Raw genomic sequence first — 14,767 nt, 5'->3', positions numbered from 1 at the left:
GGGGTCAAAGGAGAGGGAGCCACACATGCAGCTCAATCTCCACCGGCTGTGGATCTTCATGCAGGTCGTCGAGCACCACGGCTTCTCCGCGGCGGCGCAGAAGCTGTACATGAGCCAGCCGTCCGTCTCCAACCAGGTGCGCAAGCTGGAGCAGTCCCTGCGGGTGCCGCTCATCGACCGCTCGGGCGCGCGGACCCGCCCCACCGCCGAGGGCGAGGTGCTCGCCGCATACGGGAAACGGGTCTTCCTGCTCGCGGACGAGGCGGTGGCAGCGGTGCAGCAGGTCGGCGGCCTGGACAGCGGGCGGCTGCTGGTCGGCGGCTCGACGACCATCGGTACGTATCTCCTCCCACCGCTGCTCGCGCGCTATCGGGAGCGGCATCCCGGCATCGACTGCGACGTCTTCGTCGGCAACAACGAGGCGGTGGTGGAGCGGCTGCTCTCCGGTGACATCGGCATCGCGGTCGTGGCGGGCACCCCCACGGCGACGCAGCTGGTGACGGAGACGGTGCTGGGCGAACGCCTCGTGCTGATCACGGACCCGAGGCATCCACTGGCGGCCCCGGGCACCGTCGTACACCCGGAAGAGCTGGCCGACTGCCGGTTCCTGCTGCGCGAACCGGGCTCCCAGACAAGGGAGTTGCAGGAGCAGGTCCTCGACGACTGGGAGCTGCGGCAGGTGTCGCGGGGCGATGTGTGGGGTCCCGAGGCGCTCAAGCAGTGCGTGGCGGCGGGGCTCGGCGTCACGCTGATCTCGGAGCACGCGGTCGTGGACGATGTCTGCGCGGGTTCGCTGGCGGTGGTCCCGGTGACGCGGCCGCCGCGCTCGCGCCCGGTGAACCTGGTCTCGCGCCGCGACCGGCTGCTCTCGCCCGCCGAGCGGGCGTTCATCGACCTGTTGCGTACGACGGACCAGTGGCCGCGGGAACTGCCGCCCGCCACGGCGTGATACGTGCGTCACCGTACGCCAATAACAACGTTGTCACGTTGATGACATGGGCCGACGCACGGGCATTGACCTTGCTCCGAGCCCGCCCTTACGTTCACCGGGCAGCCAGCGTTGCAGCCCAGCGTGGCAACCCGCCGCGTCGGCCAGTAGGAGGTCGTGCCCGTGCGCCCCACCACCCCCGTGCTCCTCGCCACCGCCCTGCTCGCCGCCGGCACCCTCACCGCGTGCGGCGGGGACTCCGGCGACGATCCGGACACCGTGAAGGTCTCCTTCAAACAGTCCACGGACAACCAGATCAAGGTCATGGACAACTTCCTGGCGGACGTCAAGAAGCAGTTCGAGGAGGCGAACCCCGGCAAGAAGGTCAAGCTGGTGCCGATCAAGGCGCCGGACTCCGAGTACTACACCAAGCTGCAGCAGATGATGCGCTCCCCGAAGACCGCGCCTGACCTGGTCTACGAGGACACCTTCCTCATCAACTCGGACATCACCAGCGGGTACTTGAAGCCGCTCGACCCCTACCTGGACAAGTGGAAGGACTGGGACCAGTTCATCGACACGTCCAAGACGGCGGCGAAGGCGGCGGACGGGAAGACGTACGGAGTACCGGACGGCACCGACACCCGCGGCCTCTGGTTCAGCAAGGCGATCTTCAAGAAGGCGGGGCTGCCGGCGGACTGGCAGCCGAAGTCCTGGGACGAGGTCCTCGACGCGGCGCGGACCATCAAGAAGAAGGTGCCGGGCGTCACGCCGATGAACGTCTACACCGGGAAGCCGGCGGGCGAGGCGGCGACCATGCAGGGCATGGAGATGCTCCTGTACGGCACGGGCAAGGACCCGATGTACGACCCGAAGGCGAAGAAGTGGGTCACGGGAAGCCAGGGCTTCAAGGACTCCCTCTCCTTCGTCGAGACGGTCTACAAGGAGAAGCTCGGCCCCGACGTCTCCGACGCCCTCGACCCGAACTTCGCGACGCGCGTACGCGGCGAGCTGCTCCCCGAGGACAAGCTCGGCATCAACCTCGACGGCTCCTGGCTGCCGCAGGACTGGGGCAAGGGCGCGGGCCACGAGTGGCCGGAGTGGTCCGACAAGCTGGGCCTCGCCCCTATGCCGACCCAGAACGGCCAGGCGCCCGGCAAGGTGAGCATGTCCGGCGGCTGGACGTGGGCGATCCCGACCAAGGCGTCCAACCCGGACCTGGCGTTCGACTTCATCAAGGCGATGCAGACGAAGGCCAACGCGCAGAAGTGGTACGTGGCGAACTCGGGCATCGCGGTCCGCAAGGACGTCGCGGCGGACCCGGAGTACCTGAAGGCGCAGCCGGGCCTGAAGTTCTTCACGGACCTGGTGGCCACGACGCACTACCGGCCCGCTTTCCCGGCGTACCCGAAGGTGTCGACGGCGGTCCAGGAGGCGATGGAGGGGGTCACGACGGGCGACGCGTCCGTGGCGGAGGCGGCGAGCGGGTACGACGAGGAGGTCGAGGCGGCGACGGACGGCGAGGTGATCAAGAAGTAGCGGCGGGTTCGGTGAGCCGGCAGTTCCGTGCGCGAGGGAAGTGAGACCCCGAGGTGACCACCGCACCCCCGGCCGGCCCCGCCGGCATCGTCAAGACTCCCGGGAACGGGGCCCCGCACCCCCCGTCCCGCCGCAGGCTGACGGGCAGGGCACTGACCCGCGCCCTGCCCGTCTCCCCCGCGGTGATCCTGCTCCTGCTCTTCCTGGCGGGGCCGATCGGCTACTGCGCCTACATCGCCTTCACCGACCTCCAGTTGACCGGCCAGGCGGAGTCGAGCTTCGTCGGGTTCGAGAATTTCCGTACGGCGTTCGGGGACGAGGCGTTCCTCAACGCGGTGTGGCTGACGCTGGTGTTCACGGTCCTGTCGTCGCTGATCGGCCAGAACACGATCGGCCTGGCGCTGGCGACGCTGATGCAACGGGCGTCGAAGCCGATCAGGACGCTGACGGGCGCGATTGTGATCACGGCGTGGGTACTGCCGGAGGTGGTGGCGGCCTTCCTCCTGTACGCGTTCTTCCGCCGCGAGGGCACCCTCAACGCGGTCCTGGACTTCCTCGACCTCCCTTCCCAGAACTGGATGTACACGCTGCCGATCCTGGCGGTGTCGTTCGCGAACGTATGGCGGGGGACGGCATTCTCGATGCTGGTCTATTCGGCGGCCCTGAACGAGATCCCCAAGGAGATCACCGAGGCGGCGGAGGTGGACGGCGCGGGCGGCTGGCGCCGCATGTGGCACATCACGCTGCCGATGATCCGCCGCTCGATCGGCACGAACCTGATGCTGAACACGCTGCAGACCCTGTCGGTCTTCGGCCTGATCTGGGTGATGACGCGGGGCGGCCCCGGCAACCGCAGCCAGACGCTCCCCCTGTTCATGTACGAACAGGCCTTCCAGAAGAGCATGATCGGCTACGGCACGGCGGTGGCACTGCTGCTCCTGGTGGTCGGCTCGCTCTTCTCCCTCGTCTACATGCGCCTGCTCCGCACGGAGGTCTGAGTGTCGGCGAACACGGTCAAGTCACCGCCCCGAAGCCTGAGTTCACGCAGAACGGCCCGCCGCCTGGCGGCGGACGCCGGCCTACTGGCGACAGCGGCGGCCTTCGTCCTCCCCCTGGCCTGGGTGATCCTCTCTTCCCTGGACCCCAAGGCGGACCTGAAGGTAAAGATCCCGGACGGCATCACGCTGGACAACTACGACGCGGTACTGACGCCGGAGATCACGTTCACTCCGTTGATGAACAGCCTGATCCTGTGCGGAGGGGGGACGCTGCTGACGGTGGTGTGCGCGGCCCTGGCGGCGTACCCCTTGTCCCGCTTCAGATCCCGCCTGAACCGCCCGTTCATGCTGACGATCCTGTTCGCGACGAGCCTGCCGATCACGGCGATCATGGTCCCGGTGTACGCGCTGTTCGTCCAGGTGGACCTGATCGACACGATGCAGGGCACGATCTTCTTCTTCGCGGCGTCCCAACTCCCGTTCGCCATCTGGCTGATGAAGAACTTCATGGACGGCGTCCCGAAGGAACTGGAGGAGGCGGCCTGGACAGACGGCGCATCGCCCCTCCAATCCCTCCTCCGCATCGTGCTCCCCCTGATGGGCCCGGGCGTGGCGGTGGTGACGGTCTTCTCGTTCGTGATGATGTGGGGCAACTTCTTCGTCCCGTTCATGCTGCTCCTGACACCGGAACAGATGCCGGCGTCGGTGAGCATCAACGACTTCTTCGGCAACAAGGGGACGGTGGTGTACGGCCAGCTGGCAGCGTTCTCGATCATCTATTCAACCCCGGTGATCCTGCTGTACGTACTGATCTCACGCCGCCTGGGCGGGGGGTTCGCGCTGGGGGGTGCGGTGAAGGGGTGAGCCACATCCCTGAGCCCTACAGAAGCCGGCCCGCACCCGACCACCCGCTCCCGTCCACCCCATCCTCATGCCTCGCGGATGCGAAGCCCCGCACGCAGCCTGTGACGGAACAAGGCCGAAATGTAGCCAAGTCCTGCTCCAGGGTTCGCCGGAATACGTCCGAGGGCGTCGACGGTCGCCCCGAGGTCAAGCTGCCCTCAGACCTGCGGATGACCTTCGAGGAGCCTCGGACCGGCGACGCCGCCAAGAAGGCCGTACTCGCCGACAACGCGGAGCGCATGCGTGCCGTGAATGCCGCCATCACTGGAACGGACCCGCAGGGCAAGGCGGTCGACTACTACAACACCGGTAAGGCTCTGGAAGCCGCGGTGACCTGGATCGAGAAGTTCAAGGATGCGGACCTCACCCTTACGGGAGCGGTGCGCTACTACGACCGTCAGGTGACCCTCAAGAACAAGAACACCGCGACGCTTTCCTTCTGCGCAGACGAAGGAAAGGGCTACAGCATGAAGAAGGCGACCAAGAAGATCAGCAAGACGCCTGTGACCAAGAACAGCTACGTCGCCTACAACACACAGCTGATCAAGAACGACGACGGCACATGGCAGACATCCCAGATCGTCTCCACACGAGGGGCAGCACAATGCCAGCCGTAGGGAGGGCCACAGCTCTCACCGCCGCCATCGTAGGGTTAATGGTCGCCACGAGCAGTTCACCGGCATGGGCCGACATAGTCCCCGGTGACGGCACCGACTCCGAGACACAAGTTGACGCCGACAGCGATGAGCAGGCCCGGTGACTCCAGCAACCAACTGGACGCCCCCTGAAATCCTCGCTCACCTCGCGTACGCAGAGATCCGCGTACCCGACACCGAGGTCACGCTCGCTCCGGCGGGGACCACGAAGGTCAACCTGCCGACCTGGGCCTGGCTGGACAAGGCCGAGTTCAATCCCGTCTCGGTGACGGCCTCGGTCCCGGTCCTCGACATCCAGGCGACAGCGACCGCAGAGCCGATCTCCCTGAAGATCGATCCGGGTACAGAGGACGCCACGACATACCCCGGCTCCGGGGTGTGCCCGATCAAGAACGGCAGGATCGGCGAACCATACGCCAAGGGAAAGTCCAAGCAGATCCCGCCCTGCGGCGTGAAGTATCTCCGCGCCTCAGGCGACGGCGCGTACCCGCTCAAGGCAACGGTTACATGGAAGATCCGCTGGACCGGTACAGGGGTGGACGGGCAACAGCCCCTTCCAGACGGTGAGTTTGGCGCGGAACAGGACGTAGTCGTCCAGGAAATTCAGGCCATCAACCGATAGACGACGGTACGAGCGCCGCGGCGCCGCACGCCTGACTAAGATCAGCGGCGTCGAAGGGGGAACGCCGTGCAGGGGCGGTTGCTGAGCGGGCGGTACGAGTTGGTCGCGCCGATCGGTGCGGGCGGGATGGGGCAGGTCTGGCGGGGACTTGACCGGAGCCTCGGGCGTGAGGTGGCCGTCAAGGTCTTCGTGCCGTCCACCGCCGCCGGCGAGGGCGAGGTCGAGCAGTTGCTCGCCCGGTTCCGGCAGGAGGCCCGTGCCGCGGCCGCGCTGGACAGTCCGTACATCGTCGCCGTGTACGACCACGGGACCGATGACGACAACACCCCTTACCTGGTCATGGCCTTGGTGCAGGGGCGGTCCCTCGACCAGGTGCTGCGCGAGAGTGTCCGAGTGCCGGTGGCCGACGCGTTGCGGTGGACCGCCGACATCTGCCGCGCCCTCGATGCCGCGCACTCCGCCGGTGTCGTACACCGCGACATCAAACCCGGCAACGTCATGGTCACCCCCGACGGCACCGCGAAGGTCGTCGACTTCGGCATCGCCACGTTCATGGAGCGCGTCGCCGGTGACTCGCGGCTCACCCAGACCGGGCAGCTCCCCTTCGGCAGCGTGCCCTATCTGGCGCCCGAGCGGTTCCGGCAGGAGGCAGGGGACGGGCGTACCGACCTGTACGCGCTGGGGTGCGTGCTCTACGAACTCCTCGTCGGGCACCCGCCGTTCACCGGGTCCGCGGCCGGCGTCATGTACAACCACGTCAATGACGCGCCGCTGCGGCCGAGTGCGGCGCGGAAGGAAGTCGCCGGGGCGGTCGAGCGGCTTGTGCTCGATCTCCTTGCCAAGGATCCGGCGGACCGGCCCGCGGATGCCGCCACGGTACTTGAGCGGGTGCTGGATGCGGGGCGGGCGTTGTCGTCAGCCGCTTCCCATGACGCGCCCGTTGCCGACGCCGACGCCGACGCCGACGTTCAGGATTCCGTGCGGACTCCTACCGTTCGCGTCGACAGCCCGGCGACCGGGAGCGGCATCGCCGGTGCCGAGACCCGGCCCGCCAACCCCGTCAACGCCGCCAACCCCGCCCCTCCCGCCGTCCGCAAGGACGCCGCTGTCATGCCCGACCCCCCGCGCCGCTCCCGCAAGCGCCCCCTCGTCGCCGCCGCCCTCGTCCTCGCGGTCGGCGTTCCCGCGGGGCTCGGGATACGTTCCCTCGCCTCGTCCGACACCGAGTCCGCGTCCGGTGCCTCCGGCGGCCCGGCGAAGGACACCGTGTACGAGATCGGCGTCGCCCACAGCTATCGGCACGTCGGCTCGGGGGAGGACGATCCGCAGCCCGACGAATACGACACCTCGGAGTTCAAGCAGTTCACCACCCAGCAGCTGCGCACCGTGAAGTCCGCCTTCAAGGAGGCCCTCGGGGACAAGGGCGCCGGCCGCTTCCGTATCGTGCCGGTGGCCGCCGACCCGGACATCACCTCCCGGAAGATGCTGGCCAAGCGCCCGAACATGCTCGCCGTCATCGGCGACACCTCCGACTTCTCCTGGGTGCACGACACGGACGAGGCGTTCCTGCCGGAGATCAGCACCTGCACCGGCGTGGCCCATGCACAGGGCGCGTTCGCCATCCCCGCCGACGACGCGCGGCAGGGCGAGGCGATGGCCCGCTATCTCCTCTCCCAGACCCAGGCACGCCGCGTGCTCGTGGCGGAGGACAAGCTCTGGACCAACCGCGAGGACGGCATCGGCACCGCGCTGCGCCGGGGCGGCCTCACCACCACGGCGCTGGACACCGAGCCCTACGAGGTGAAGCCGGAGAAGATCACCTCTCTCGTCACCAAGGCCCGGGCCGGCGCGGTCGTCGTGCCGTCGCGGTCGAGCGCCAGGGTGTGGGCCAAGCGGCTCAGGGCCGACGGCTTCAAGGGCCCCATCATCACCCAGAGCGATTTCAACGGCGTCTGCCAGGACTCCAAGGAGAGCGCTACGGCCAAGGACGTGGAGAAGGGCATCCCCAAGGGCGTCCTGCGCACCCGCAACTACTCCGGCGAACCCGACGAGAACCTCCCCGCACGCGGCAACCAGGAGCTGTACGACGGCGCCCTCGCCCTCGCCACCGCCCTCGGCGAGCTCCCCGCCGGGGACAGCTCGGCCACCTCGCTGCGCCACACCCTGGACCGCGAGATCCAGGGCGTCTCCGTCAACGGCGTACTCGACGAAGTCGCCTTCGAGAAGCGGCGCTCGGCGCGCGGGCGTCCCGTGTGGATCGACCGCCGTGGCGACGGGAACTGGTCGGAGATCGGGAAGGTGGACAAGGGGTACTCGGCCACGGGGCAGTAGCGGGTGTGGGCAGCGCCCCGTGACAGCCCGTCGAGCTACCCCCGGTAAGCTCCACGCTGCCCTGCTCGATCCACTACCGGGACGGCCCCGGACATCGGGCAGTCGAAGGACCCCCCATGAAGCTCCGGCTCGCCGCCACGGCCGCACTCTGCGCCCTCCTCCTCGCTCCCGCGCTGACGGCCTGCAATGACTCCGGGAAATCCGCCGCATCCGACGCCCGCGCGCAGGGCGACGACGACGTACCCGCGTACGAGAGCAGTGGTCTCGAAGACGGCGAGAAGAAGTTCATGGACACCTTCTGGGCCGTCTCGGACGACCGGAAGAAGCTGCGGGAAGCCGACGCAAAGACCATTCAGGACACCGTCAGTTACTACAGCACCCTGTGTCTGGACGACGAGGCCTCGCGGTCGAAGACCCTGGACCAGAACGACCGTGGTGCGAAGATGTCCGCCGCCGACAAGAAGCGCGTGCTCGCCTCGCTGAGCCGTGACCTCTGTGCCGAGCCCGACAAGAAGGCCTGGGTCAAGGACGTCGCCCTCACCCGGAAGGGACGGGAGAAGCACGAGGTCTGGGGCGATACGTACGTCTTCCACTGGAAGATCACCAACAGCGGCAAGGAAGCCGCCGACTACTTCGCCCAGGTCGAATTCTTCGACAAGGACGGCGACTTCCTCGGCTCCACCGGCATCACCGCCGAGCGCCTCGGTCCGGGCAAGTCGAGCAAGGGCGACTCCGCGCCGCTGGACGCCGAGATCACCAACGGCAAGATCGCCGACATCGCCGACGCGAAGGTCGCCGAGGTCACCCGCACCTCCAAGTAGGCGCTCCGTTCAGCGAGTTGTCGCCATGACCGCCACCGTCGCGTACGGCATCGTGAAGCGACCGCCCATCGCGTCGATGGCGGCACCGACAGCTTCGAGGACCTGCGCCAGCTGGTCCGGGGGCAGCCGGGTGAAGGCGCCCTGGGTCGGCAGCTGGTCCAGCCACTCGTCCCGCGTGTACTCGCGCTCCCAGACGCCGACCGGGGCCGCATCACGGCCGAGGCGGACCTCGACACCCTCGCCCCCACCCTCATCGGCGCCGCCCACCTCCTCTTCGCCGACCGCACCGCCACACCACCGGACAGGGCAGCGGTCGAGAAGGCCGTCACGGCGGTACTCGGAAACTCCCTCCGGGCCTGACCTGCATCGGGCACTCGGGGACAAGCGCCCCGTAGCTTCCTACCAATGTGCAACCTCGTGCGAACGCACCGTAGTCGCGGGCGCCCCGCGCCCATACCGTGTGCCCGTGCAACCGAGCCAACCGCAGCAGCCGACGCCCCCGTTCAACTTCCCCGCCGCCCGTCGGCTGCGTGAAGCGCTCGGGATGGCGCCGGGGCATGTCGCGTACGGGATGCGGGCCAGCTATGGGCTCGCCTACATCACCGCCGACACCATCGCCTCCTGGGAGCGGGGGCTCGCCGCGCCCACCTCCGCCGAACTCACCGCCCTCGCGGGAACCCTGTGGTGCTCCCCCGCCGAACTCATGGGCGCCGCCACGACCCTGCGGGAGCACCGGATCGCCCGCGGGCTCGCGCCCGAGGACGTCGCGCGCGGAGCCGGCGTGGAGATCCAGTCGTATCTGCGGATGGAGGAGACCAACACCTGGCGGGGCAACGAACGGCAGTCCGCCGCGCTCGCCGAGGTGCTGCGGCTCTCCGTGCCCGACTTCGTCACCGTGACCGGCCGCACCGACGAGCTCGCCGAGCTGCTGCGCAGCGCCGTCAACAGCCGCTGGCAGGGGTACGTGCGTCCCGTCACCAAGCTGCTGCCCGTGCCGAAGCGGCACATCGAACGCGTACTGCAGCAGCTGCACACCGACTACCAGGCCCGTATGGTCCGCACCCTGAGCTGGGGCAGCGGACCCGGCGCCGACGTCTCCGGCAACGCCGGGCGGGAGTATCTGGAGCGGATCGTCGAGCACTTCTGGACGCAGCTCTCCGGGACGGGCGGGGCCGCCGGGGAGTGACGCAAGCGCAGGGGTGAGGGCGGGGCGAGGGGTGAGGGCGGGGCGAGGGCGGGGCTAGAAGACCGACTCTGCCTCGTCCATGCGGTCCTTCGGCACCGTCTTCAGCTCCGTGACCGCCTCCGCCAGCGGCACCATCGTGATGTCCGTGCCCCGCAGCGCCGTCATCCGGCCGTAATCCCCGCGGTGCGCGGCCTCCACCGCGTGCCAGCCGAAGCGGGTCGCGAGGACACGGTCGTACGCCGTCGGGGTGCCGCCGCGCTGGACGTGGCCCAGGATGACCGGCTTGGCCTCCTTGCCGAGGCGGGACTCCAACTCGTACGCGAGCGCCGTACCGATGCCCTGGAAGCGCTCGTGGCCGAACTGGTCGATCGCGCCCTTGGAGTAGTCCATCGTCCCGTCCGCCGGGTGCGCGCCCTCGGCCACGCAGATCACCGCGAACTTCTTCCCGCGCGCGAACCGCTCCTCGACCATCTTGACCAGGTCCGCCGGGTCGAAGGGGCGCTCCGGCAGGCAGATGCCGTGGGCGCCGCCCGCCATCCCCGACTCCAGGGCGATCCAGCCCGCGTGGCGGCCCATGACCTCCACGACCATCACGCGCTGGTGGGACTCGGCCGTCGTCTTGAGGCGGTCCATCGCCTCCGTCGCGACGCCGACCGCCGTGTCGAAGCCGAAGGTGCGGTCCGTCGAGGAGATGTCGTTGTCGATCGTCTTCGGTACGCCCACCACCGGCAGGCCCGCGTCCGACAGCATCTTCGCGGCCGTCAGGGTGCCCTCGCCGCCGATCGGGATCAGCACGTCGAAGCCGATCTCCTTGGCAAGATCCTTCGCGTTCTCGCAGGCCGCACGGAAGCGGGCGCGCTCCAGGCGCGATGAGCCGAGGATCGTTCCGCCGCGGGCGAGGATGCCGCTGACCTCGTTGAGACCGAGGGTGCGGTAGCGGCCGTCGAGCAGGCCCGCGTACCCGTCCTCGAAGCCGATGACCTCGTCGCCGTAGTGCGTGACCGCTCGGTGCACGACCGACCGGATCACTGCGTTGAGGCCGGGGCAGTCGCCGCCTGCGGTGAGAATTCCGATGCGCATCGTGCTGTGTCTCCTGCTCGCTGTTGATACTTGTGAGCCGGTCCGATTGTTCCACGGCCGTGGGGTGGCTGCCGCTCACGCGCGGGGCGCCTGCCGCTCACGGCTTGGGGAAGGGGCCCTTGTGCCCCCTGGTTCGGGCCCTTAGTCCGGCGGGCGACTTAACCACCCCCAGAGGTATTGTCAAGGGGGCACGGCAGCAATATCGGGGTATTTGTCCAGCCAGCTCCGCTATCGCCGGACCGCGCCGCCGCCCGGTCCCTCCGGGCACTCACACAGCCGCGACGAAGGAGAGAGCACGCGTGACGCGCAGCGTGTACGTGACCGGGATCGACCGGGGCGACGGCCGCCAGGTCATCGAGCTGGGAGTCATGGAACTCCTGACCCGCCAGGTGGACCGGGTGGGGGTCTTCCGGCCGCTCGTCCACGACGGGCCCGACCGGCTCTTCGATCTGCTGCGCGCCCGCTACCGGCTCGGCCAGGACGCCGCCTCCGGATACGGCATGGACTACCACGAGGCCTCCGCGATCCAGGCCGAGCAGGGCACCGACGAGCTGGTCTCCCGGCTCGTCGACCGTTTCCACCGGGTCGCGCGGGACTACGAGGTCGTCCTCGTCCTGGGGACGGACTTCGCCGACACTCAGCTCCCCGACGAGCTCGCGCTCAACGCGCGGCTCGCCAACGAGTTCGGCGCCGCGGTGATACCCGTCGTCGGCGGCAAGAACCAGACCGCCGAATCGGTGAGCGCCGAGACGCGCAACGCGTATCGCGCCTACGAGTCGCTGGGCTGTGACGTCCTTGCGGTGGTCACCAACCGCGTCGCCCCCGCCGACCGCGACGAGATCCACGACAGCCTCGCCACCGGCGGCCTCCCCGTGCCGAGCTACGTGCTGCCCGACGAGCCGGCCCTCGCCGCCCCCACGGTCGCCCAGATCACCCACGCGCTCGGCGGCCGCGTCGTGCTCGGCGACGACGCGGGGCTCGCCCGCGACGCGCTCGACTTCGTCTTCGGCGGCGCGATGCTGCCGAACTTCCTGAACGCCCTGACGCCGGGCTGCCTCGTCGTCACCCCCGGCGACCGCGCCGACCTCGTCGTGGGCTCGCTCGCCGCGCACAGCGCGGGGACGCCGCCGATAGCGGGCGTCCTGCTGACCCTGAACGAGCAGCCGGGCCAGGAGATCCTCACCCTCGCCGACCGGCTGGCACCCGGCACTCCGGTGGTCGCGGTCTCCGGCGGTTCCTTCCCCACGGCGGCCGAACTCTTCGCCCTTGAAGGGAAGTTGAACGCCGCCACACCCCGCAAGGCGGAGACGGCCCTCGGTCTCTTCGAGCGGTACGTGGACACGGGTGATCTGCTGAAGCGCGTATCGGCGCCGAGCAGCGACCGTGTCACGCCGATGATGTTCGAGCACAAGCTCCTGGAGACCGCCCGCTCCGACAAGCGCCGTGTCGTGCTGCCCGAGGGCACGGAGGAGCGGGTGCTGCGCGCGGCGGACGTGCTGCTCCGGCGGGGCGTCTGCGACCTGACCCTCCTCGGCCCGGTCGAGCAGATCCGCAAGAAGGCCGCGGACCTCGGCGTCGACCTCAGCGACGCGCAGCTGATCGACCCGCAGACCTCCGAGCTGCGGGACGCGTTCGCCTCCAAGTACGCGGAGCTGCGCGCCCACAAGGGAGTGACGGTGGAGTTGGCGTACGACGTGGTGGCGGACGTGAACTACTTCGGCACCCTGATGGTGCAGGAAGGGTTCGCCGACGGCATGGTGTCGGGCTCCGTGCACTCCACGGCGGCCACGATCCGCCCCGCCTTCGAGATCATCAAGACCAAGCCCGACGCCTCGATCGTCTCGTCCGTCTTCTTCATGTGCCTCGCCGACAAGGTGCTCGTGTACGGCGACTGCGCGGTGAACCCGGATCCGAACGCGGAGCAACTCGCCGACATCGCGGTCCAGGCGGCGGCCACCGCCGAGCAGTTCGGCGTGGAGCCGCGGATCGCGATGCTGTCGTACTCGACGGGTACGTCGGGTTCGGGCGCGGACGTCGACAAGGTGCGCGAGGCGACGGAGCTGGTGCGGGCCGGCCGGAGCGACCTGAAGATCGAGGGACCGATCCAGTACGACGCCGCGGTGGAACCCTCGGTGGCGGCGACGAAGCTGCCGGACTCGGAGGTCGCGGGCCAGGCGAGCGTGCTGATCTTCCCGGACCTGAACACGGGCAACAACACGTACAAGGCGGTGCAGCGCTCTGCCGGCGCCATCGCCGTCGGCCCTGTCCTCCAGGGCCTGCGCAAGCCGGTCAACGACCTGTCCCGCGGCGCGCTCGTCCAGGACATCGTCAATACGGTGGCCATTACGGCGATTCAGGCTCAGGGGGCCGCCGCTCGTGCGTAGGCGATGACGGATTCCAGATGACAGACATCGGATGACAGATATCAGATTTCCAACTCCCCACAACGCCGACAGAAAGCACCCCCTGTGACCCCCACCCGCGTCCTGGTCCTCAACTCCGGCTCCTCCTCCGTCAAGTACCAGCTCCTCGACATGCGTGACAGCTCCCGTCTCGCGGTCGGTCTCGTCGAGCGCATCGGTGAGGAGACCTCGCGCCTCAAGCACACCCCGCTGACCGGCGGCGGTGCCCAGGAGCGGGAGCGGGAGGAGCCGATCGCCGACCACGAGGCCGCGCTGAAGGCCGTCTCCGCCGAGCTCGCCGCCGACGGGCTCGGCCTGGACTCCCCGGAGTTGGCCGCGATCGGGCACCGCGTGGTGCACGGCGGGCTGAAGTTCACCGCGCCCACCGTCATCACGGACGAGGTGCTCGCGGAGATCCAGCGGCTCGTCCCGGTGGCGCCGCTGCACAACCCGGCCAACATCACCGGCATCCGCACCGCCCAGGCACTCCGCCCCGATCTGCCGCAGGTCGCCGTCTTCGACACCGCGTTCCACACGACGATGCCGGAGTCCGCGGCCCGTTACGCGATCGACGTGGCCACCGCCGACCAGCACCGCGTGCGGCGCTACGGCTTCCACGGCACCTCGCACGCGTACGTCTCGCGGGAGACCGCGAAGCTGCTCGGCAAGGCGCCCGAGGACGTCAACATCATCGTGCTGCACCTGGGGAACGGCGCGTCCGCGAGTGCCGTCCGGGGCGGGCGTTGCGTCGACACGTCGATGGGACTCACCCCGTTGGAGGGGCTCGTGATGGGTACCCGTTCCGGTGATGTCGATCCGGCGGTCGTCTTCCATCTCGCCCGTGTCGGCGGAATGTCCGTCGACGAGATCGACACCCTGCTCAACAAGAAGAGCGGATTGATCGGGCTCTGCGGCGACAACGACATGCGGGTCATCCGGCGTCGTATCGATGAGGGCGACGAAGCGGCCGCGCTCGCTTTCGACATTTACGTGCACCGTCTGAAGAAATACATCGGTGCGTACTACGCGGTGCTCGGCCGGGTGGATGCCGTGGCGTTCACGGCGGGGGTCGGCGAGAACGCGGCTCCGGTGCGGGAGGCTGCCGTTGCGGGCCTCGAGGAGCTGGGGCTCGTGGTCGACGGCGAGCTCAATTCCGTACGTTCCGACGAGGCCCGGCTCATTTCGCCGGAGTACTCGCGGGTAGCCGTGGCCGTTGTTCCGACCGACGAGGAGCTGGAGATCGCGCGGCAGACCTATGCATTGGTCGGAAATCCCTCTTGACCTTTTTGACCGCAACTTGA

The 14,767-nt window shown here is 68.8% G+C and carries 12 protein-coding genes and 1 pseudogene; 11 read left to right on the top strand and 2 right to left on the bottom strand.

From position 1 onward, the window contains the following. The first annotated feature begins 25 nt into the window (after window positions 1-25). The 8 genes and pseudogenes from ACIBKX_RS28250 to ACIBKX_RS28215 all read left to right on the top strand — a co-directional run bounded on the left by ACIBKX_RS28250 (window position 26) and on the right by ACIBKX_RS28215 (window position 8,798). Window positions 26-949, top strand: a complete 924-nt coding sequence (locus tag ACIBKX_RS28250; protein ID WP_363275569.1) for a LysR substrate-binding domain-containing protein — start codon at window positions 26-28, stop codon at window positions 947-949. Window positions 950-1,105: 156 nt separating this feature from the next. Beyond that, complete coding sequence (locus tag ACIBKX_RS28245) at window positions 1,106-2,467, top strand: extracellular solute-binding protein (RefSeq protein WP_399376332.1); 1,362 nt, start codon at window positions 1,106-1,108, stop codon at window positions 2,465-2,467. A gap of 86 nt (window positions 2,468-2,553) precedes the next feature. Beyond that, on the top strand, window positions 2,554-3,465 hold the full coding sequence (locus ACIBKX_RS28240; RefSeq protein WP_399376442.1) for a carbohydrate ABC transporter permease: 912 nt from the start codon (window positions 2,554-2,556) through the stop codon (window positions 3,463-3,465). Further along, window positions 3,466-4,329: a carbohydrate ABC transporter permease gene (locus tag ACIBKX_RS28235; protein WP_363275567.1), complete on the top strand. Its 864-nt coding sequence runs from the start codon at window positions 3,466-3,468 to the stop codon at window positions 4,327-4,329. It abuts the gene before it with no gap. A 209-nt stretch (window positions 4,330-4,538) separates the two neighbouring features. Continuing rightward, entirely contained in the window at window positions 4,539-4,985 is a 447-nt protein-coding gene (locus tag ACIBKX_RS28230; protein ID WP_363275566.1) for a hypothetical protein, read from the top strand. Between the two features lie 166 nt (window positions 4,986-5,151). Next, window positions 5,152-5,646 (top strand): annotated as a pseudogene (locus ACIBKX_RS28225) (hypothetical protein); the annotation flags it as partial. Window positions 5,647-5,712: 66 nt separating this feature from the next. Then, the gene (locus ACIBKX_RS28220) at window positions 5,713-7,977 is read left to right on the top strand and encodes a bifunctional serine/threonine-protein kinase/ABC transporter substrate-binding protein (protein ID WP_363275565.1); all 2,265 of its coding nucleotides are present in this window, start codon (window positions 5,713-5,715) and stop codon (window positions 7,975-7,977) included. A 116-nt stretch (window positions 7,978-8,093) separates the two neighbouring features. Next, the gene (locus tag ACIBKX_RS28215) at window positions 8,094-8,798 is read left to right on the top strand and encodes a hypothetical protein (protein WP_363275564.1); all 705 of its coding nucleotides are present in this window, start codon (window positions 8,094-8,096) and stop codon (window positions 8,796-8,798) included. A 9-nt stretch (window positions 8,799-8,807) separates the two neighbouring features. Here ACIBKX_RS28215 and ACIBKX_RS28210 read toward each other — a convergent pair whose 3' ends face one another. Further along, window positions 8,808-9,065, bottom strand: coding sequence for a hypothetical protein (locus ACIBKX_RS28210; RefSeq protein ID WP_399376329.1), 258 nt, complete (start codon window positions 9,063-9,065; stop codon window positions 8,808-8,810). Between the two features lie 277 nt (window positions 9,066-9,342). Here ACIBKX_RS28210 and ACIBKX_RS28205 point away from each other — a divergent pair, with 277 nt between their 5' ends. Further along, a complete protein-coding gene (locus tag ACIBKX_RS28205) occupies window positions 9,343-9,984 on the top strand; it encodes an XRE family transcriptional regulator (protein ID WP_399376440.1) in 642 nt (213 codons plus the stop codon). 54 nt (window positions 9,985-10,038) lie between these two features. On the opposite strand, the gene ACIBKX_RS28200 is transcribed toward ACIBKX_RS28205, so the two are convergent. Further along, a complete protein-coding gene (locus ACIBKX_RS28200; protein WP_363275562.1) occupies window positions 10,039-11,064 on the bottom strand; it encodes a 6-phosphofructokinase in 1,026 nt (341 codons plus the stop codon). A gap of 299 nt (window positions 11,065-11,363) precedes the next feature. Between ACIBKX_RS28200 and pta the strand changes: the two genes are divergently transcribed. Together pta and ACIBKX_RS28190 are read left to right on the top strand one after the other, a co-directional pair. Next, window positions 11,364-13,448 carry a phosphate acetyltransferase gene (gene pta / locus ACIBKX_RS28195; RefSeq protein WP_363275561.1) on the top strand — a complete coding sequence of 695 codons (2,085 nt, stop codon included), beginning with the start codon at window positions 11,364-11,366 and terminating at the stop codon, window positions 13,446-13,448. 84 nt (window positions 13,449-13,532) lie between these two features. Then, window positions 13,533-14,747 carry an acetate kinase gene (locus ACIBKX_RS28190; RefSeq protein ID WP_363275560.1) on the top strand — a complete coding sequence of 405 codons (1,215 nt, stop codon included), beginning with the start codon at window positions 13,533-13,535 and terminating at the stop codon, window positions 14,745-14,747. Window positions 14,748-14,767: the final 20 nt, after the last annotated feature.

This window comes from Streptomyces sp. NPDC050658 (genome assembly GCF_044457025.1).
In the GTDB taxonomy this organism is placed as follows: domain Bacteria; phylum Actinomycetota; class Actinomycetes; order Streptomycetales; family Streptomycetaceae; genus Streptomyces.
This window is presented reverse-complemented; position numbering and strand designations above follow the sequence as displayed.

Bases quoted from the DNA above. Each gene is read 5' to 3' on its own strand.
- ACIBKX_RS28250 (WP_363275569.1), top strand. From the start codon at position 26: ATGCAGCTCAATCTCCACCGGCTGTGGATCTTCATGCAGGTCGTCGAG.
- ACIBKX_RS28230 (WP_363275566.1), top strand. From the start codon at position 4,539: ATGACCTTCGAGGAGCCTCGGACCGGCGACGCCGCCAAGAAGGCCGTA.
- ACIBKX_RS28215 (WP_363275564.1), top strand. From the start codon at position 8,094: ATGAAGCTCCGGCTCGCCGCCACGGCCGCACTCTGCGCCCTCCTCCTC.
- ACIBKX_RS28205 (WP_399376440.1), top strand. From the start codon at position 9,343: ATGGCGCCGGGGCATGTCGCGTACGGGATGCGGGCCAGCTATGGGCTC.
- ACIBKX_RS28200 (WP_363275562.1), bottom strand. From the start codon at position 11,064: ATGCGCATCGGAATTCTCACCGCAGGCGGCGACTGCCCCGGCCTCAAC.